The sequence below is a fragment of the Kitasatospora cineracea genome (genome assembly GCF_003751605.1).
Lineage (GTDB): Bacteria > Actinomycetota > Actinomycetes > Streptomycetales > Streptomycetaceae > Kitasatospora > Kitasatospora cineracea.
In genome coordinates this window covers 5,051,044-5,070,406 of the sequence record NZ_RJVJ01000001.1, presented here as the reverse complement: position 1 = coordinate 5,070,406, position 19,363 = coordinate 5,051,044, and the positions used below count along the sequence as shown (strand labels likewise).

The 19,363-nt window shown below is 74.0% G+C and carries 10 protein-coding genes; 7 read left to right on the top strand and 3 right to left on the bottom strand.

All coding sequences use genetic code 11. The features are described from left to right. Positions 1-23 precede the first annotated feature (23 nt). Together EDD39_RS23005 and EDD39_RS42170 are read right to left on the bottom strand one after the other, a co-directional pair. Positions 24-8,060, bottom strand: coding sequence for a non-ribosomal peptide synthetase (locus EDD39_RS23005; RefSeq protein WP_123558860.1), 8,037 nt, complete (start codon positions 8,058-8,060; stop codon positions 24-26). 239 nt (positions 8,061-8,299) lie between these two features. After that, the gene (locus EDD39_RS42170) at positions 8,300-10,279 is read right to left on the bottom strand and encodes an ATP-binding cassette domain-containing protein (RefSeq protein ID WP_279638403.1); all 1,980 of its coding nucleotides are present in this window, start codon (positions 10,277-10,279) and stop codon (positions 8,300-8,302) included. 388 nt (positions 10,280-10,667) lie between these two features. On the opposite strand from EDD39_RS42170, the gene EDD39_RS22995 reads away from it, so the two are divergent. Together EDD39_RS22995 and EDD39_RS22990 are read left to right on the top strand one after the other, a co-directional pair. Beyond that, the gene (locus tag EDD39_RS22995; RefSeq protein ID WP_123558858.1) at positions 10,668-11,186 is read left to right on the top strand and encodes a SigE family RNA polymerase sigma factor; all 519 of its coding nucleotides are present in this window, start codon (positions 10,668-10,670) and stop codon (positions 11,184-11,186) included. A 675-nt stretch (positions 11,187-11,861) separates the two neighbouring features. Beyond that, the gene (locus EDD39_RS22990) at positions 11,862-12,143 is read left to right on the top strand and encodes a hypothetical protein (RefSeq protein WP_123558856.1); all 282 of its coding nucleotides are present in this window, start codon (positions 11,862-11,864) and stop codon (positions 12,141-12,143) included. A gap of 58 nt (positions 12,144-12,201) precedes the next feature. Here EDD39_RS22990 and EDD39_RS22985 read toward each other — a convergent pair whose 3' ends face one another. Further along, positions 12,202-13,179, bottom strand: coding sequence for an acetylxylan esterase (locus EDD39_RS22985; protein WP_123558854.1), 978 nt, complete (start codon positions 13,177-13,179; stop codon positions 12,202-12,204). Between the two features lie 277 nt (positions 13,180-13,456). Here EDD39_RS22985 and EDD39_RS22980 point away from each other — a divergent pair, with 277 nt between their 5' ends. The 5 genes from EDD39_RS22980 to EDD39_RS22960 all read left to right on the top strand — a co-directional run bounded on the left by EDD39_RS22980 (position 13,457) and on the right by EDD39_RS22960 (position 19,206). Then, positions 13,457-14,776, top strand: coding sequence for an ABC transporter substrate-binding protein (locus tag EDD39_RS22980; protein WP_123558852.1), 1,320 nt, complete (start codon positions 13,457-13,459; stop codon positions 14,774-14,776). A gap of 89 nt (positions 14,777-14,865) precedes the next feature. Then, entirely contained in the window at positions 14,866-15,726 is an 861-nt protein-coding gene (locus EDD39_RS22975; RefSeq protein WP_244257261.1) for a carbohydrate ABC transporter permease, read from the top strand. Then, complete coding sequence (locus tag EDD39_RS22970) at positions 15,723-16,571, top strand: carbohydrate ABC transporter permease (RefSeq protein WP_123558850.1); 849 nt, start codon at positions 15,723-15,725, stop codon at positions 16,569-16,571. Before EDD39_RS22975 ends, EDD39_RS22970 begins: the two co-directional genes overlap by 4 nt. Next, a complete protein-coding gene (locus EDD39_RS22965; RefSeq protein ID WP_123558847.1) occupies positions 16,568-17,587 on the top strand; it encodes a LacI family DNA-binding transcriptional regulator in 1,020 nt (339 codons plus the stop codon). Before EDD39_RS22970 ends, EDD39_RS22965 begins: the two co-directional genes overlap by 4 nt. A 74-nt stretch (positions 17,588-17,661) precedes the next feature. Further along, entirely contained in the window at positions 17,662-19,206 is a 1,545-nt protein-coding gene (locus tag EDD39_RS22960) for a cellulase family glycosylhydrolase (RefSeq protein ID WP_123558845.1), read from the top strand. Positions 19,207-19,363 lie beyond the last annotated feature (157 nt).

Below are 19,363 nucleotides of genomic sequence, written 5' to 3'. Positions count from 1 at the left end.
CCTCTTCGGTGCGGACGGTGTGCTCAGACACGTACGTTCCCTTCGGTGGCGAGCGGGCGGCGGGTGAGGCCGGCGGCCCGGCGGGCGGCCCGGTCGCGGGCGCGGCGGCCCGGGGTCGTCGGAGGCTCGGTGGTCGGAGGCTCGGTGGTCGGTGGCTCGCCGTTCTCCGCGCTCCCGGCGCTCCCGGCGGTCCCGGGCCGCTCCGCGGCCGGGCGGCCGACGGCGGCCAGGTGGGCGGCGAGCGCGCGCACCGTGGGGTGGCCGAACAGGTCGACGACCGTGAGCTCGCTGCCGAACCGGGCGTTGACCAGTGCCTGCACCTTGGCCAGCAGCAGCGAACTGCCGCCCAGGTCGAAGAAGTTGTCCAGCACGCCGACCCGGTCGGTGCCGAGCACCCGGCCCCAGATCGCGGCCAGCTCCTGCTCCAGCGCGCGCTGCCGGTCGCGGTCCCGGTCGCGGCGGGCCGGGGCCGACGCCGGGCCGGCCTGTCCGGCGGTCCCGGCGTCCCCGGGGGGCTGCGCCGACTGCGTTCCGGGCGTGCGCAGCACCCAGCGGTCCCCGGCGCCGACCCGCTCGGCCGCGCTCGCCGCGGCGGCGTGCAGGGCTCCGAGGTCGGTGCCCCCGGCCAGCGCGACCTCGGCCGCGAGCCGGTGCAGCGGGCGGGCCGGGGCGACCACCCGGCTGCCCACCCAGGGCGCACCGCGGTCCGCGCCGATCAGCAGGTGCGGCTCGTCCAGGACGAGCGCGGCCCGGAGGCTCCGCAGGCCGTCGGCCGGGCGCACTGTCCGGTAGCCGCGGGCCTCGGTCAGGGCGGCCAGGCCGGTGCCGCGGCTCATCCCCAGCTCGTCCCAGCGGCTCCAGGCCAGGCTGCGGGCGTCGACGCGTCCGGCGAGCCGCTGGTGCCCGGCCAGCGCGTCGAGGAAGGCGTTCGCGGCCGAGTAGGCGCCGCTGAACGCTCCGCCGAAGAACCCGTTGACGGAGGAGAACGCGACGAACGCCGCGCCGGGCTGCTCGGCGGCCGCCCGGGCGAGCACCCAGCCGCCGGTGACCTTGGCGGCCAGCGCCGCCCGCCACTCGGCGACGGTGTACTCCACCGCCGGGCGCTGGTCGAACCGCCCGGCCAGGTGGAGGACCGAGGCGAGCGGCACGCCCCAGTCCTCGGCCGCCTGCGCGAGAGCCGACCGGACCTGCGCCTCGTCCGTCACGTCGGTGGCCCGGTAGCGGACCTCGCCGAGTTCGCGCAGCCGGCGGTAGGTGGCCAGCCGGCGGCCGAGCTCGGAGCCGGCCGCGATCTGCGCGTCCCACTCGTCCTCCGCGGGCAGCACGGTCCGGCCCAACAGCAGCAGTCGGGCGCCCGGGGTGGCCAGCAGGTGCTCGGCGATCACGCCGGACAGCCCGCCGAGACCACCGCTGATCACCTGGAAGCCGTCCGGTGCGCCGGGCAGCCGGGCGGGGACCGGCGGCAGCGGCCCGTCCACCGGCGCCAGTCGGCGCACCCAGCGCCGGCCGCCGCGGAACGCGACCTCGCTGTCGGTGCCGGCACCGGTCGCGGCGGTTCGCAGCTCCGCGAGCAGGAGCCGGGCCGAAGCGCCGTCCAGCTCGTTGCCCGACGCGTTGCCCGACGCGTTGCCCGTCTCCAGGTCGACCTGACTGCCGGTCAGCCACGGTAGTTCGGCCGTCAGGCTCTTCAGCAGGCCGCCCGCCGTGGCGTGCGCGAACCCGGGCTGCTCGCCCTCCCGGACCGCCCAGCCCCCGGCGGTCACCAGTTGCACGGTGACCGGGCGGTGCGGCCCGGCCGGCCCGCCCTGCCCGGCCCGCTCGGCCCGCTCGGCCAGTGCCTTGACGAGGCACAGCAGGCTGTCGGCGCCGCCGCGCTGGGCCCGGTGCAGGGCGGCCGGGTCGGTCGGCTCCCGGTCCGCGTCGAGGGCGCCCAGGTGCACGACGGCCTCCGGGGCCCGCCCGTCCGCCGCCAGCTGTGCCAGCAGTGCGTTCCAGTCCTCGGTGGCGTCGGGGCGCAGGCCGTGGTCCGCGGCGCTGCGCCGGACCGGGCCGTCGGCCCAGGACACCACGGTGCACAGGCCGCCGTCCGCCCGCACCTGCTCCGCCAGCTCCGCGGCGAGCGTGCGGGCCGGTCCGGCGTCAGCTCCCCCGGCCACGACGAGCACGCTGCCGAGCGGCCGCGGCTCGGCGGGGCCGGCCTGGGTGCACTGCCAGACCGGGCGCAGGAACCAGTCCGGCACGGTGTCCGCGGTCCCGAGCAGGCGTTCGACCCGGTTGATCGTCCCGTCGAACTCGCCCGCCTCGAAGCGGCGGCGCAGCAGGGTGCGCTGGATCTTGCCGATCTCGGTCTTCGGGATCTCGTCCGCCGTGACCGGCAGCAGGTAGGAGGGGCTGACCCCGGTCTCCCTGGTCACCTTGCCGCGCAGCTCGCGCAGCGCCGTCGCCTCGTCCTGTCCCGGAGCGAGGTGGACGAAGAGCGCGAGTGCGTCGGTGCTCGCCGCCGGGTCGCTGCGCACGGCGCAGGCGGCGGTGAACGAGCGCTCCACGAACGGGAGTTCTTCGGCGACCGCCTCGATCTCGTGGCTGTAGTGGTTGACGCCGTTGATGATGATGACGTCCTTGGCCCGGCCGGTCAGGAACAGTTCGCCGCCCAGCAGGTAGGCCAGGTCGCCGGTCTCGAACCAGCCTTCGGCGTCGAACGCCTCGGCGTTCTGCTCCGGGTTGTCGTGGTACCCGCAGGTGATCGAGGTGCCGCGGACCTGCAGCCGTCCGGCCGTGCCCTCCGGCACGACCCGGTCCTGCTCGTCCACCACCCGCATGGCGAACCCGGGGTAGGGCAGGCCGCAGCTGACCACCGCGCCCTCGGCCCCGGTGGGGACCGCGGGCAGCTCGGAGTCGGTGACCACCGAGGAGGTCTCGGACATCCCCCAGCCCGGGTGCATCGCGCTCTGCGGCAGCCCGTACGGCGCCAGCAGTTTCAGGAAGCGGCGCGCGGTGGCGGCGACCACCACCTCACCGGCGTTGGTGAGCAGGCGCAGCGGCGACAGGTCCCAGCTGCGGTCCGCCATCGCGGCCGCGTGCTCGGCGACCAGGCCGAAGGCGAAGTTGGGCGCCCAGCTGACGGTGGCGCGGTGCCGGTCGGCGAGGTCGAGCCAGCGCAGCGGGTCGGCCAGCACCCAGGCGGTGGGCGCGTGCACCTGCCGGCAGCCCAGGAACACGTCGCGCAGGTGGAACATCACCACGCCGGTGACGTGGTCCAGCGGGATCCAGTTCAGCGAGACGTCCTCGCCGGTCAGCGAGTTGACCGCGGCGGTGGCGGCCGAGCGGGTCAGGACGTTGCGGTGGCTGAGCCGGACGGCCTTGGGCAGTCCGGTGCTGCCGGAGGTCAGCAGCATCAGCACGGTGTCCTCGGGCTGCGCCGGGTGGTAGTCGGTGTCGGCCGCGGCGGTGCGCAGGGCCGCGACGGAGACGACCCTCGGCGCTGCCGCGCCGCCAGTACCGTCCGCCCCGCCAGTACCGTCCGCCCTGCCAGTAACGTCCGCGCTGTCCGCCCCGTCCGCGCTCAGCACCTCGCGCAGCGCGTCCTCGTGCCGGGCGCAGGTGACCACCCAGGGGCGGCCGAGCATGCCGTGCACGCCCTCCAGCTTGGCGCGGGCGGCCGACGCGGTGGCGTACGACGGCGGCACGGTCAGCGGCACCGTGACGAACCCGCCCAGGATGCAGCCCCAGAGCGCGGCCAGGAAGTCCTCGTTGTCGTCGCACTGGAGGATCACGGCGTCCCCGGGCACCAGGCCGCGGCTGCGCAGCCCGCCCAGGACGCGGGTGGCCTGGGCGAGCATCTGCGCGTAGCCGACCCGGACCTGCGAGCCGTCCTCGCGCACGTGCACCACCTCGGCCTGCGGCCCGGCCCCGGTGGCCCGCAGCAGCGCCTCGGCCAGGGTGGCCACGCCGGGGTCGGGCAGCGGCGGGCCGACGCTGAGCGAGGCGGGCCCGGCGGCCGGCTGCGGCTGCCGTGCCCGGTCGGCCGGCTGCGCGCGGTCGGCGGTCGCGGCGCTGGTGGTGAGCTGCAGCACGCCGGGCTGCGGCCGGTCCGGCTCCAGCGCGACGGTCGCGGACAGCACGCCGGGCAGCGCGGCGAGTTCGCGCTCCCAGGCGTCCGCCGACTGCTCGTCCAGCAGCGGCAGTTCGCGCAGCGCCGCCAGGTCCACGGTGCCCTGCGGGGTGCGCGGCAGGTCCGAGACGGCGACCACCCGGGCCGGCCGCACCGCTTCGGCCGCCCGGCGCGCCGCGCCGTCCCGGTCGGGCACGGCCAGCACGACCGGGGCATCCGGCCCTGCCGAGCCGTCGGTCGAGGCGCCGGTCGGCGGCGCGGGCAGCGCGACGCAGTCGCGGATGCCGTCCTGGGCGCGCACCAGGTGCTCCCGGCGCGTCCCGGCGTCCGCCTCCGGCTGCGCGGCGGGGAGCGCGGGCGGCGCGGGCAGTTCGCCGAGGCGTCGGGCCGGGTCGGCGGCGACGGTGTCCAGCAGTTCGTGCCAGGCCGCGACCAGCCGGTCCGCGCGGTCCGCGTCGAACAGGTCGGTGCGGTAGTCCACCCGGACCTCGATGCCCGCCGGCCGCCCGTCCGCGCCGTGTCGCTCGACGGCGTTGACGAGCAGGTCGAACTTCGCCGTCGCGGTGTGCCGCAGCTCCAGCCGCAGCGCCTCCCCGTCGAGGCGCAGTTCGGCGTCGGCGTTGTTCTGCAGCGCCAGCATCACCTGGAACAGCGGGTGCCGGTCCGCGTCCCGGTTCGGGTTCAGCTCGGCGACCAGCAGCTCGAACGGGAGGTCCTGGTGGTCGTACGCGGCCAGGTCCGCCGCCTTGACCCGGGCCAGCAGCTCGCGGAACTCCGGGTCGCCGGAGGTGTCGGTGCGCAGCACCAGCGTGTTGGCGAAGTGGCCGATCAGGTCATCCAGGGCGGTGTCGCTGCGGGCGGCGACCGGGGTGCCGATCGGGATGTCGGTCCCGGCGCCGCAGCGGGTGAGCAGCGCGGCCAGGGCGGCGTGCAGCACCATGAACAGGCTGGCCCCGCTCTCGTCGGCGAGGCGCTGCAGCCCGCCGTGCAGCCGGGCGTCGAGCCGGACCGTGCGGTTGCCGCCCTGCCCGACCTGCCCGACCTGCCCGACCTGCCCGGCCTGCTCGGCCTGCCCGGCCTGCTCGGCCTGCCCGGCCTGCCTGGCCTGCCTGGCTCGGCCGCCCGGCCCGGCCGTGGCGGAGCTGCCGCGCGGACGGGCGAAGGGCAGCTCCGTCCGCTCCGGCAGTCCGGCCAACGCCTGCTTCCAGAAGGCAATCTGACGGACCGTCAAGCTCCCGGGCGCCCGGTCGGCGAGCAGCTCGCGCTGCCACAGCGCGTAGTCGGCGTACTGGACCGCCGGCTGCGTCCAGTCCGGCGCGCGGCCGGCCAGTCGCGCGGCGTACGCGGTGGACAGGTCCCGCGCCAGCGGCCGCAGCGACCAGCCGTCACCGGCGACGTGGTGCAGCACCAGGGCCACCGCCTGCTCGCCGGGGGTGCTCCCGTACACCGCGGCCCACAGCGGGGTGTCGTCGTGCAGGTCGAACCGGTGGTGCGCGGCAGCCGTGAGGTGGGCCTCGATCTCCGCCGCCGGGCAGTCCACCACCCGCAGGTCGGGCCGGACGGTGCCGGGCGCGGCGATCTGCTGGACGGGCGTGCCGTCGACGGTGGTCAGCCGGGTGCGCAGCGGTTCGTGCCGGTCGGTCAGGTCGGCGAGCGCGGAGCGCAGTGCGGCGAGGTCCAGCGGCCGGCGGGGCCGCAGCACCAGCGGCATGTTGTAGGTCGGTGCCGCGCCCTCCAGCCGGTCCAGGAACCAGAGGCTCGCCTGCGCCGCGGAGAGCGGGACCTGCGCCGGGCGGGGCCCCGGGAGCAGCGGTGGCCGGGCGGTCGGCGCGTGTTCCAGGCGCTCGGCGAGTGCGGCGGGCGTGGGGTGCGCGTACAGCTCGCGGATCGACAGTTCGACGCCGACGGCCGCGCGCACCAGGGCGGACAGGCGGGCCGCGCTCAGCGAGTGCCCGCCGAGTTCGAGGAAGCTGTCCTGCGGGCCGACGCCGGGTGTTCCCAGCACCTGCTCGAACAGCTCGCACAGCAGGGCCTGACGGGCGGTGCGCGGGCTCTCGCCGCGGCCCGTGCCCGGCGCGGCGGGGGCGGGCAGGGCCGAGCGGTCCAGCTTGCCGTTGACCGTGGTCGGCAGCCGGTCGAGCGCGACGAACGCGCCGGGCACCATCGCGGCGGGCAGCGACTCCTCCAGGTGCGCGCGCCACCGCCCGGGGTCGGGCTCGGCGCCCGGGTCCGGCACCACGTAGGCGGCGAGGTAGGGGTGGCCCGGGCGGTCCTCGCGCAGGAGCACGGCGGCCGCCCGCACCTGCGGGTGGGCCAGCAGTGCCGCCTCGATCCCGGCCGGTTCGATCCGGACCCCGCGCAGCTTGATCTGCTGGTCCGCGCGGCCGATGAACTCCAGTTCGCCGCCGGGCAGTCGGCGCACCAGGTCGCCGGTGCGGTACATCAGGGTGCCGGGCGGGCCGTAGGGGTCGGCGACGAAGCGTTGCGCGGTCAGGGCGGGCTGCCCCAGGTACCCGTCGGCGAGCTGGTCGCCGGCCACGTACAGCTCCCCGGTGGCGCCTGGCGGCACCGGGCGCAGTGCGGCGTCCAGCACGTGGGTGCGGGTGTTCCAGACCGGGTGGCCGATCGGCACGGTCGCGGTGGTGTCCGCCGCGGAGTGGGCCCACGCCGTGACGTCCACGGCGGCCTCGGTCGGTCCGTACAGGTTGTGCACCTGCGCCCCGGTCAGTTCGGCGGCCCGGGCGGCCAGCGCGGTCGGCAGCGCCTCGCCGCTGCAGATGATCCGCCGCAGTCCGGTGCCCTGCCAGGGCTCCGGGTCCTGCACGCAGATTTGCAGCATCGAGGGCACGAAGTGCGCGGTGGTGATCCGCTCCCGGCGGATCAGCGCGGCGAGGTAGCCGGGGTCCTGGTGGCCGCCCGGTTCGGCGCAGACCAGGGCGGCGCCGCTGATCAGCGGCAGGAACAGCTCCCAGACGGACACGTCGAAGCCGAACGGGGTCTTGTGCAGGATCCGGTCGTGCCCGTCGATCCGGTAGGCGTGCCGCATCCACAGCAGCCGGTTGCAGATGGCGGCGTGCGAGACCACCACGCCCTTGGGGCGGCCGGTGGTGCCCGAGGTGTGGATGACGTAGGCCGCGTCGTGCGGACGCGGCCGCACGCCCGCGCCGGGCTCGGCGCCGGACGGAGCCGTACCGGTCGGTTCGGCGAGTTCGGCCGTGACTGCGGCGTCGTCGAGCCGCAGCAGGGCGGGACCGGCGCCCGCCGTTCCGAGCACCGCGGCGCCGGCGCGGTCGGTGAGGACGGCGGCGGGCCCGGTGTCGGCCAGCACCGCCGCGAGCCGGCCCGCCGGGTGGTCCAGGTCCAACGGGACGTACGCGGCACCGGACTTGAGCACGCCGAGCAGGGCGACGACCAGCTCCGTCGAGCGCGGCAGCGCGACCGCCACCGTCCGCCCCGGGCCGGCCCCGCGCGCGGCCAGCAGTCGGGCGATCCGGTCCGCCCGCTCGTTCAGCCCGGCGAAGTCCAGGCTCTGCTCGGCGCAGCGCACCGCCTCGGCTTCCGGGGTGCGCGACGCCTGCGCCTCGACCAGGTCGACGAGCGTGGTCGCCGGTACGGGGTGCGCGGTCGCGTTGGCCTCCTCCAGCAGCGTCAGCTCCTGCGGCGAGAGCCACCCGGCCCGGCCGACGGGGGCGTCGGGGCGCGCGGTCAGGCTCTCCAGTAACCGCTCCAGCCGGGCCACCCGCTCGGGGCCGTCCGCGCCGTCGCCCTCGGCGAGTTCCAGGTCCTGGAGCAACTCCTCGAACGTGTAGCGGAGTTGTCCGTCGCCCAGCTGTGCCACCACCTCCCGGAAGCTCAGTCCGGGCGCCGGCTTGAGCGTCGACCGCCCCGATCCGAGCGTGACTTCGCCGAGCCCGGTGCACCGGTGCAGGTAGACGGCCACCGATGCCATCAGCTGAGGGATTCCGTGTCGTGCCAGGCGCCGGTTCACGTCGTGTCCTTCCAGAGGTCGCCGTCCCGTGAGGGCCTGAAAAAACGATACCGTCGCGAAGGAATAATTTAACTGTGATCCACGTCACTCTCCGGACGGACCCGCGCGGGACCGGCACATCGCCACCGGGGCGGTGCGCCGGCCCGGCCGGGGCGGGCGCCCCGCAGACGCACGGCGCGCCCATCCCGGGACGGTGGCGGTTACGGGGCGGTGCGGGGGGCGGGGACGGTGCGGTCGGTCTGGAGGTCGAGGAGTTCGCGGAACAGGCCCTCGGTACCGGCGAGTTCGTCCCAGGTGCCGGTCTGCACGATCCGTCCCCGGTCCATGACGACGACCCGGTCGGCGAGCTTGGCGTTGGCGAGGTTGTGGGTGACGAGCAGGGTGATCCGGCCGGGGGCGAGGGTGCGCAGGGCGTGCAGGATCCTGTGTTCGGCGCGGGGGTCGAGGTCGGAGGTCGGCTCGTCCAGGATCAGCAGGCCGGGCTGGCGGGCGGTGCGGTAGAAGGCGCGGGCGACGGCGGCGCGCTGCCAGCCGCCGCCGGAGAGTTCGGCGCCGCCCTGCCAGCCCTGGGCGAGCAGGGTCCGCCAGCCCGAGCGCAGGCGGGTGACGACTTCGTCGAAGCCGGTCAGCGCCGCCGCGGCCTCGACCGCCCGGACGGGGTCGCCGTCGGCGTGGCGGCCGAGGTGGACGTTCTCGTGCGCGGGCAGCGGCCAACGGGCGAACTCCTGTGGCACCCGGGCGACTTGCCGGAACAGGGCGTCCGCTTCCAGCTGGGCGATCGGGACGCCGTCCCAGGTGATCTGCCCGCCGCCGTCCTGGGGCAGGTAGAGGCCGGAGAGGAGCTTCAGCAGGGTGGACTTGCCGGAGCCGTTCTGGCCGATCAGCGCGACGACCTCGCCCTGGTGCAGGGTCAGGTCGATGCCGCGCAGCGCCGCCTCCTGCTGCTCGCCGGGGTAGGCGTAGGTGAGGGCGGTGACTTCGATCGTCCCGGGCGGGTCGGGGACGATCTCGCCGCGGGTGATGCGGTGGCCGCCGGCGGAGTCGAGGAAGTCGAAGTAGTCGTCGAGGTACAGGCCCATCCGGTAGAGGCGGGCGCCGTTGCCGACCATGCCCTGCACGCTGCTCGCCGCGGTGCGCAGCGCGAACGTGGCGGAGCCGGCGGCCGCGAGGCCGATGCGGCCGGTGGAGACGAGGTAGAGCAGGGCTCCCCACATCAGGGCCGCTCCCGCGCCGGTGGCGAGGGCGGCGAGCAGCGACACCCGGGCCGCTTCGGTGCCGGCCCGGTCGGTGACGGCGACGATCCGGGCCTCGGCGGCACGGTACTTGCGCATCATGAACGGCAGGACCTGGTCGGAGCGGACCTGGTCGGCGCGCTGCTTGTCGATCAGGTGCCAGCGGTAGATCCGCAGGGCGGCGCGCTCGTCGTTGGTGGTGATGGTGGCGAGGTAGTGGATGCGGGCGGTGCGGACGGCGGCGAGTCCGGCGGGGACCGAACCGAGCAGCAGGAACGGCAGCAGCCACGGGTTGAGGGTGGTCAGGACTCCGGCCGCGGCGGCGAGGGAGACGGTGGCGGCGATGACGTCCTGGGCGGAGGCCAGCAGGTCGGGGGTGGTGGCCGCGCCGCGGTCGGCGGCCTCCCAGCTCTCGTTGTAGGCGGGCTGGTCGTAGGCGGCGAGTTCGGCGGAGCACCCGGCTTCGATCAGCGCCAGGTCCGCGTCGCGGTTGACCCGGGGCCCGACCCGGCCGGACAGCGTCGTCACCGCGATGCCCAGGGCGGCCCGCAGCGCGGCGGAGACGGTCAGCAGCGTCAACGACGGTGCGGCGGCCCGCAGATGGCCGGTGACGGGGCCGGGGCGCAGCAGGGCGGCGAGGGTGCCGGTGGTGGCGTACAGGGCGAGCGCGCCGAAGACGCCGCTGGCGGCCTGGGCGAGGAGCAGGAGCAGGGTGGAGCGGCGGTCGGCGTGCCAGGCCAGGGCGAGGGAGCGGCGGATCAGTTCCGGCAGACGGCGGACCATGGCGCTGCTGGAGATGGACGTGCCCACGTCGTGGCGCTTGTCGCCGGGGAACTGGTAGCGCAACTCCTCGTCGTGCTCGGGCTGTTCGGCGTGGTCGGGCTGTTCGGCGTGGCCGTCGGGCTGGGCGCCGGTTTCCCGGAGCGGCGGTCGGCGGGTCTCGGTCACGTTGCTCCCTGGGTTGGCAGCTGGGCGGCGGGCGCGTGGAGGCAGGCCGGAGTCCCGGGCCTGCCGGGCTCGGTGACGGGCGCGCTCCGTGGCGGACGTGCTCAGTGATGGGCGTGCTCGGGTGGCAGCGGTGCCGGTCGGCAGGCTGCGGGACGAGGGGGTCGCTGGTCGAGTCCCCGATCCTGTCAGGGCGCCGTCCGCGGGTTCGGCGTGTCCGAGCCGGGCTCACCCGATCCGGGTGAATCCGTGTCCTCGTCGGCGAGTTGGTGGATCTCGATCAAGCAACCCCTGCGGGCCGGCAGCGGCCGCGGGAACGCGCGCGACACCGGCAGGCGGTTCGAGTCGTGTGTAGGGAAGCGTCCGATCTTCCGTCCCCGAGGAGCCTCTCTTGTCCGACCGGATCACTTTCGAGGAGTTCGCCGCCAGCCGGGCCGGGCAGCTGTTCAAGATCGCCTACCTGATGTGCGGAGACTGGCACCAGGCCCAGGACCTGGTGCAGATCGCGCTGTCGAACCTGTACCCCGCCTGGGGCCGCCTGACCCGGGGCGGCAGGGTCGCCGGCCTCGACGCCTACGCGCGCAAAACGCTGCTGAACTGCTACATCTCCCACCGCAGACTCCGGCGTTCCAGCGAGCTCCCGGTCGGTGAACTCCCCGATCGCGCTGCGCACGGACCGAGCGAGGAGAGCGAGGTGACGCTGCGCCTGGCGGTCCTGGCGGCGCTGGACCACCTCGCCCCCCGCAACCGCGCGGCGGTGGTGCTGCGCTACCTCGAGGGCCACAGCCTGGAGGAGGTCGCGGACGCCCTGGGCTGCTCGGTGAACGCGGTGAAGAGCCTCAACTCCCGCTCGCTGGCCACGCTCCGGAAGCTGCTCGGGCCCGACCGCTTCGCCCTGCTGCAGAACTGACCCTCCCCAGGCACCCCGGAAAGGCAGACACCCCATGGATTTCGACCAGGACCTCGCCGACGTCCTCGCCGCCAGCGTCAAGAACCTCGATCCTCCCGTCACCCGGATCGTCGCGGAGAGCGCCCGGCTCGGCCGCGCACACCGGCGCGCGCAGCGGCTGCGCGCCCTGCGCGTCGGCGGCGCGTCGGCGGCCGTCGCAGCCGTGCTCTGCGCCGCCGTCGTGACGTCCCAACTGCGCGACCGGAGCGCGCCGGTGCCGCCCCCGCCCGCCGAACCCGCCTCCACCGCGGCCTCGCCCACCGCCTCGCCATCGCCATCGCCCTCGCCCTCGTCGTCCGGGCTGCGCGCAGACGCCCAGTTGACACCGGACGCCATGGTCAAGCTGCTGTCCGACCGGCTCCCGGCGGGCGGAGCCTTCGTCAAGTACCAGCAGCCGTACGCGGACCACTCCCCCACCGAGGAACTGGGCGCGTTCCTCCGCTACGACGACGGCCGCGGCACGGCCACCTTCCAGCTCACCCTGCGCAAGGAGGCCCGTCCGTTCCCCGGCGGCGGCCGCACCCCGGCGTCCAGGACGCCCCCTTCCACTGCGACGGCACGCCCCTGCGCCCCAGCGGGCCCCCGCCGGGGCCCCTCAGCTGCCGGACCGGTTTCCTCGCCGACGGCAGCTGGGAGATGGTCAGCGCCACCGACGCCGTCGTGCCCGGCCTGTACGGCTACCAGGTCGCCATCTGGCGCCCCGACGGCGTTGTCCTCGTGTTCGCCGAGTTCGCCGGGACGATCAACGCCTACGGGCACGAGGAAGCCGCCACCCGCGCCGAGCCCCCCGTCCCGCTCGCCCAGTGGCAGGGCATCGCGGAGAGCCCGGACTGGCAGTTCCAGGTCCCCCGCGCGCTGGTCGACGAGGGGGCCCGGCTGGCCTCGGGCATCCCCCGCGCGCCCTTTCCCGAGGGCTGAGCGGCCCCCTCCTCCCCTGTCGGCACGGCCCTCCGGGGGAGTGCCGGGGCTCGGAGCGTCACCCCGCGGAGGTCACCGAGGCCGCGAAGGCGAGGGCGGTGGGGGTGTGGTGCGAGCCGCCGCCCTCGTGGCCGTTGTAGGGGTGGACGCTGATCTGCTTCGGGCCGCGGTAGTGGTTGTGGGAGGCGAAGACGGTCTCGGGCGGGCAGACCTCGTCCATCAGGGCGACCGAGTACAGCGCCGGGGCGGTGGCGCGGGCCGCGAAGTTGAGGCCGTCGAAGTAGGCGAGGGTGCGGAAGACGGTCTCCACCTTGTCCCGGTGGACCTTGCAGAACTCGGCGACCTCCTTGTAGGGGTAGGCGTCGGTGATCTCGGTGGCGCGGCGGATGTGCTGGAGGAACGGGACCTCCGCGATCACGCCGGCCAGGTCCGGCACCAGGCCCGCGACGGCCAGCGCGAGGCCGCCGCCCTGGCTGCTGCCGGCCACCAGGATCCGGGCCGGGTCGATGCCGGGGTGGGTGCGGACGGCGTCGACCGCGCGGACGGCGTCGGTGTAGAGCCTGCGGTAGTAGTAGGCGGCCGGGTCGAGGACGCCGCGGGTCATCGACCCGGGGTGGGCCGGGCCCGCGCTGCCCGCCTCGTCGGGGGTGTCGCCGACGGACCAGCCGCCGCCCTGCCCGCGGGTGTCCATGACCAGGTGCGCGTAGCCGGCGCTGGCCCACAGCAGGTGGTCGTGGGGCAGTCCCCGGCCGCCGCCGTACCCCACATAGCCGACCACGACCGGGAGCCGTCGCCCCTCGGCGCCGCGCGGGCGCACCAGCCAGCCCTTGATCGGCTGGCCCGCGTGGCCGGGGAAGGTGGCGTCCTCGACCGTGACGGTGGTCAGGCCGGTTTCGACCGGGGTGGTGTCGAGGCGGGCCGGGAAGGCCCTGGCGGCGGCCAGGGTGTCCGCCCAGAAGGCGTCGAAGTCCTCGGGCTCGGTCCGCTCGGGTCGGTGCTTCCGCAGTTCCGGAAGGTCCATGGAAAGGAATGCCATGGCGGCCCAGAGTAGGGCAGGGCGGGGCCGCCGCCAATGTCCGGGCCGGAAGGTCCTGAAACTTACTCAAGCGTTTAAGGGCTGACGTGCGGAAGCGTCCGCGAGGCCGGTCGGGCCGGTTGACCGGGTTGACGGTCGAGCCTACGTTCCCCCGGAGTCGGGCCGGGGCGGCTTTCGTGCGTCACGTGCTTAAGCGCATAAGTACCGGCCGTTCCTGACGCCCGTTCTGTTGTCCTGTCGAATTCTGTCGAATCCTCCAGCATTCCGGAGTTGGCACATGAAGCAGCGATCGGCGGCCCTGCTGGCCGTGGCCCTGATGTCGATGACGGCGGTCCCGGCCTGTTCCGGCGTGAGCGGCGGCGGTGGCGGCGGCGCGGCCGTGGCCCCGTCGGACCCGGCGAAGGTGAGCGGGGACATCACCGTGCTCACCCACAAGACCGACCTCGCCGGTGACGGCACCCTGGCGAGGTACGCGGCCGAGTTCAACAAGACCTACCCGAACGTGCACGTCAAGTTCGAACCGATCGTCAACTACGAGGGCGACGTCAAGATCCGGCTGAACAGCACCGACTACGGCGACGTCCTGATGATCCCCGCCGCCGTCCCGGTCGCCGACTACCCGAAGTTCTTCGCGCCGCTCGGCACCCCGGCCGACCTCGACCGGAAGTATCGGTTCATCGACGGCGGAGCGTACAACGGGCAGGTGTACGGCATCGCCGTCAACGGCAACGCGACCGGCCTGGTCTACAACAAGTCGGTCTGGAAGCAGGCCGGGGTCACCGACTGGCCGACCACGCCGGAGCAGTTCCTGGCGGACCTCCAGGCGATCAAGGCGAAGACCTCGGCCACCCCGCTCTACACGATCTACCACGAGGGCTGGCCGATGACGGCCTGGCAGAGCTACCTCGGCGAGGCGAGCTGCGACGAGGCGGCCGGCGACAAGCTGGCCACCGACCCCGGGCCCTGGGCCGCGGGCAAGGAGCTGAACGGCATCGACACCCTGCTGTACGACGTGGTGCACCAGCAGTTGACCGAGAAGGACCCGACCACGACGGCCTGGGAGGGCTCGAAGAGCCGGCTCGGCACCGGGAAGATCGGGACACTGGCGCTCGCCTCCTGGGCGGTCCCGCAGATGGAGGCGGCGGCGCGGACGGCCGGCGCGGACCCGGCGGACATCGGCTTCATGCCGTTCCCGGTGCAGCAGGGCGGGCACTTCTGCTCGGTGATCTCCCCGGACTACCGGGAGGCCGTGAACGTCCACTCCAAGCACAAGGAGGCCGCGCGCGCCTGGGTGGACTGGTTCGTCGACAAGAGCACCTACGCCCAGGACCAGGCCCTGCTGCCGACGCTGAAGGCCGGGGCGATGCCGGCCGAGCTGAAGGCGTACCAGGACGCGGGGGTGCAGTTCATCCAGTTGAGCCAGACGAAGAGCGCCGAGGTCTCGAAGATCGACAACCAGTCCGAGATCGGCCTGAACAAGCCGGACTACCGCCAGCACATCGTCGACCTGGCCCGGGGCGCGGGCAGCGGCAGCCTGGATGGCTACTTCGCCGAGCTGAACAAGAAGTGGGCCGCCGCGATCAAGACGGTCGGCTGATCGAGGTGGGCGAGCTGCTCGAACACACCCGTGGCCGTAGCCGTAGCCGTAGCCGCACCCGTGCCCGTGCCCGTCCCGGGAGGCACGGCCTGCTCGCGCGCGCGACGCCGTGGCTGTTCCTCGCCGTGCCGCTGGCCTTCCTGGTGGTCTTCACCTACACGCCCGTGCTCAACATGCTGTACTACAGCCTGACCAGTTGGGACGGGTTCGGTCCGGACCGGGAGTTCGTCGGCCAGGCCAACTACACCGAGCTGTTCGCCCGGCCGGACCTGTTCCAGGTCTTCTTCGTCAGCCTGTTCTACCTGGCGTCGGGCGCGGTGCAGATGGTGCTGGCGCTGTACTTCGCCACGGTGCTGAGCTTCGACGTCCGGTTCCGGAACTTCTTCAAGGGCGTGCTGTTCTTCCCGTACCTGATCAACGGCGTCGCCATCGGCTTCGTCTTCCTGTACTTCTTCCAGCCCGGCGGCACCCTCGACTCGGTGCTCGGCCTGTTCGGGGCGCGCGGCGACCACCTGTGGCTGGGGGATCCGCACCTGGTCAACTGGTCGCTCGCCTCGGTGTCGCTCTGGCGGTACCTGGGGCTGAACTTCGTGCTGTTCCTCGGCGCGATCCAGTCGATCCCCGGGGAGATCCACGAGGCGGCGGAACTCGACGGGGCGAACCGCTGGCACCAGGTCCGGCACATCGTGCTGCCCGGCATCCGGCCCGTCATCAGCCTGAGCGCCGTGCTGGTGGTGTCGGGTTCGCTCTCCGCGTTCGAGATCCCGTACATCATGACCGGCGGCGCGGGCGGCAGCACCACCTTCGTCATCCAGACGGTGAAGCTGGCCTTCCAGTTCAACAAGGTCGGCCTGGCCTCGGCGGCCGCCGTGGTGCTGCTCGCCGTCGTCCTGCTGGCGACCTGGATCCAGCGGCTGATCGTGCCCGACGAAGGGGTCGACCTGGTATGACCAACCACGCTCCGCGCGGGGTCGCGGCCCGTTCGGCGGTCGCCGCCAAGTACCTGTCGCTGGTGGCCGCTTCGGCGGCGACGCTGCTGCCGCTGGCGGTGGTGCTGATGGCGGCGTTGAAGACCGGGCCGGAGTCGGCGGACAGCGGTCCGCTGAGTCCGCCGCACGACTGGTTCAACCTGCACAACTTCCAGGTGGCCTTCACCCAGGGGCACATGCTGCGGGCGTTCGGGAACACCGCCTTCATCCTGGTCTTCTCGGTCACCGGCACGGTGCTGATCGGCTCGATGACCGCGTACGCGATCGACCGGTTCAGGTTCCCGTTCCGGAAGCTGACGGTCTCGCTGTTCCTGCTGGCCTCGCTGGTGCCCGGGGTCACCACGCAGGTGGCGACCTTCCAGATCGTCAACTCCTTCGGCCTGTTCAACACCCGCTGGTCGGCGATCGCGCTGTACACCGGCACCGACATCGTGTCGATCATCATCTTCCTGCAGTTCATGCGGGCGATCCCGGTCTCGCTCGACGAGGCGGCCCGGATCGACGGGGCCTCGCCGCTGCGGATCTACCGGACGGTGATCCTGCCGCTGCTGCGGCCGGCCATCGCGACCGTGGTGATCGTGAAGGGGGTGGTGGTCTACAACGACTTCTACATCCCGTTCCTGTACATGCCCTCGCCCGAACTCGGCACCGTCTCCACCTCGTTGTTCTACTTCAAGGGCCCGTACGGCGCGCACTGGGAGGTCATCTGCGCGGGCGCGGTGCTGGTCATCGTGCCGACGCTGGTGGTGTTCCTGTTCCTCCAGCGCTTCATCTACAACGGCTTCACCCGGGGGGCGACCAAGTGAAGCGGGTCACCATCGTGGAGATCGCGGAGCGGGCCGGGGTCTCGATCGGCGCGGTGTCGTACGCGCTCAACGGGCGGCCGGGGGTGTCCGAGGAGACCCGGCGGCGGATCATGGAGATCGCCGACGAGATCGGCTGGCGGCCGAGCCTGGCCGCCAGGTCGCTGTCGGGGTCGCGCGCGCACGGCGTCGGCCTGGTCCTCGCCCGCCCGGCGGACACGCTCGGCGTGGAGCCGTTCTTCATGCGGTTCATCTCGGGGCTGGAGCGCGAGCTGTCGGGGGAGCGGATCGCGCTGCTGCTCCAGGTCGTCGAGGACCACCGGGCCGCCGTCGAGGCGATCCGCCTGTGGTGGGCCGAGCGGCGCATCGACGGGCTGGTGGTCACCGACCTGTACGCGCAGGACGTCCGGATCCCGGTGATCGAGGAACTGCGCATCCCGGCCGTGCTGGCCGGGCGGCCCCGGCCGGACACCCGGCTGGGCGCGGTGTGGACCGACGACACCGCCGCGGTGGACGCCTCGGTGGACTACCTGGTGGCGCTCGGCCACCGCCGGATCGCCCGGGTCGCGGGCCTGCCCGGCCTCGACCACACCCGGGTCCGGATCGCGGCCTTCCGCGCCGCCGTGCTCCGGCACGGCCTGGGCGAGCCCGACGTGGTGGAGACCGACTACACCGCGGAGGAGGGCGGCCGGGCGACCCGGGCGCTGCTGTCCCGGCGCGGGCGGCCGACCGCGATCCTGTACGACAACGACGTGATGGCCGTCGCCGCGCTCACCGTCGCCCAGGAGATGGGCCTCTCGGTGCCCGGCGAGCTGTCCATCCTGGCCGGGGACGACTCGCAGCTGTGCGTCCTGGTCCGGCCCGCCCTGACCGCGCTGTCCCGGGACATCCAGGCGTACGGCCTGCAGACCGCGCGGGTGCTGCTGGACCTGATCGACGGCCGCGCCCCGCGCGCCTACCAGGGCAACACCGCGCGCCTCACCGTCCGCGGCAGCACCGCGGCCGCGCCGGACGGCTGACTGTCCGCCGGCCGCTCCCCCGTTTTCCGGCGGAAATCCCTCCGCCGGAGTCGACGCGTCACCAGGAGGGCTCCATGCGTCTCGTGTTCCCCGATTTCCGCTCACGCCGCACTCGCGCCGTCACCGGCGCGTTCGCGTCGGGCGTGCTGGCGGTGGCGGCGACCTCGCTGGTCGTCCTGCCGCAGGCCGCGCAGGCGGCCGGGACCCAGTGCCAGGCCACGTACTCGGTGCAGAACGACTGGGGCAGCGGGTTCCAGACCAGCGTCACCATCACCAACCTCGGTGCGGCGTGGACGAGTTGGACGCTCGGCTACTCCTACGCCGGGAACCAGGCGCTGTCCTCGGGCTGGAACGGCACCTGGAGCCAGTCCGGCCAGGACGTGACGGTCAGCAGCCTGGCCTGGAACGGCGGCGTCCCGTCCGGCGGCACCGTCTCGCCCGCCGCCACCTTCGGCTACAGCGGCGCGAACGCCGCGCCGACGGCCTTCACGGTCAACGGCGTCCTGTGCGGCGGTTCCGCTCCCAGCACCCCGCCGCCCACCAGCCCGCCGCCGACCACCCCGCCCCCGACCACGCCGCCGTCGGGCCCGGCGCCCGCGCTGCACGTGTCCGGCAACCACCTGGTCACCGCCGCCGGGGCGAACTACCGCCTGCTGGGCGTGAACCGCTCCAGCGGCGAGTTCGCGTGCGTGCAGGGCAAGGGGATGTGGGACGGCCCCGCGGACCAGGCCACCGTCGACGGGATGAAGAGCTGGAACGTCCACACCGTGCGCATCCCGCTGAACGAGGAGTGCTGGCTCGGCACCGGTGACGTGCCGCCGGGCGGGACCACCGGCGCCGCGTACCGGCAGGCCGTCAAGGACTACACCGACCTGCTGGTGGCCAACGGGATGAACGTGGTCCTGGACCTGCACTGGACGTACGGCCAGTACACCGGCTCCGGCGCGGGCTGCTCGGACACCGCGGCGACCTGTCAGAAGCCGATGCCCGACCAGAAGTACAGCCCGGCGTTCTGGACCCAGGTGGCCGACACCTTCAAGGGGAACGACGCGGTCCTGTTCGACCTGTTCAACGAGCCCTACCCGGACGCCGCCAACGGCTTCACCGACGCCACCGCGGCCTGGACCTGCCTGCGCGACGGCGGCACCTGCACCGGCATCGGCTACCCGGTCGCCGGCATGCAGTCGCTGGTCGACGCGGTGCGCGCCACCGGCGCCACCAACGTGATCCTGACCGGCGGCCTGACCTGGACCAACGACCTGAGCCAGTGGCTGGCCTACCGGCCGGTCGACCCGACCGGCAACCTGGTCGCCTCCTGGCACTCGTACAACTTCAACGGCTGCGTCACCACCGCCTGCTGGGACTCCACCATCGGCGCGGTCGCGGCGAAGGTCCCCGTCCAGGCCGCCGAGATCGGCCAGAACAACTGCAACCACGACTACATCGACCAGGTGACGGCCTGGGCCGACCGGAACGGCGTCGGCTACTCGGCCTGGACCTGGAACCCGTGGGGCGTGTGCGACAGCAACGGCAACGTCCTGATCACCGACTGGGCGGGCACCCCGACGGCCACCTTCGGCCAGGGGTACCGGGCGCACCTGCTGGCCCAGCACCCGTGACCCACAGCGTCTGAGCCGCACCGGTCCCGGGAGCGAACGCACCGTCATCCACCCCGCGGATGACGGGTATTCGTACAATCGATCGGCAGTACCATTCCCCGGGACCACCGACTCCGTACAGGATGGCTGCCACTCCGGCCCGCCGACACGGCGTCCC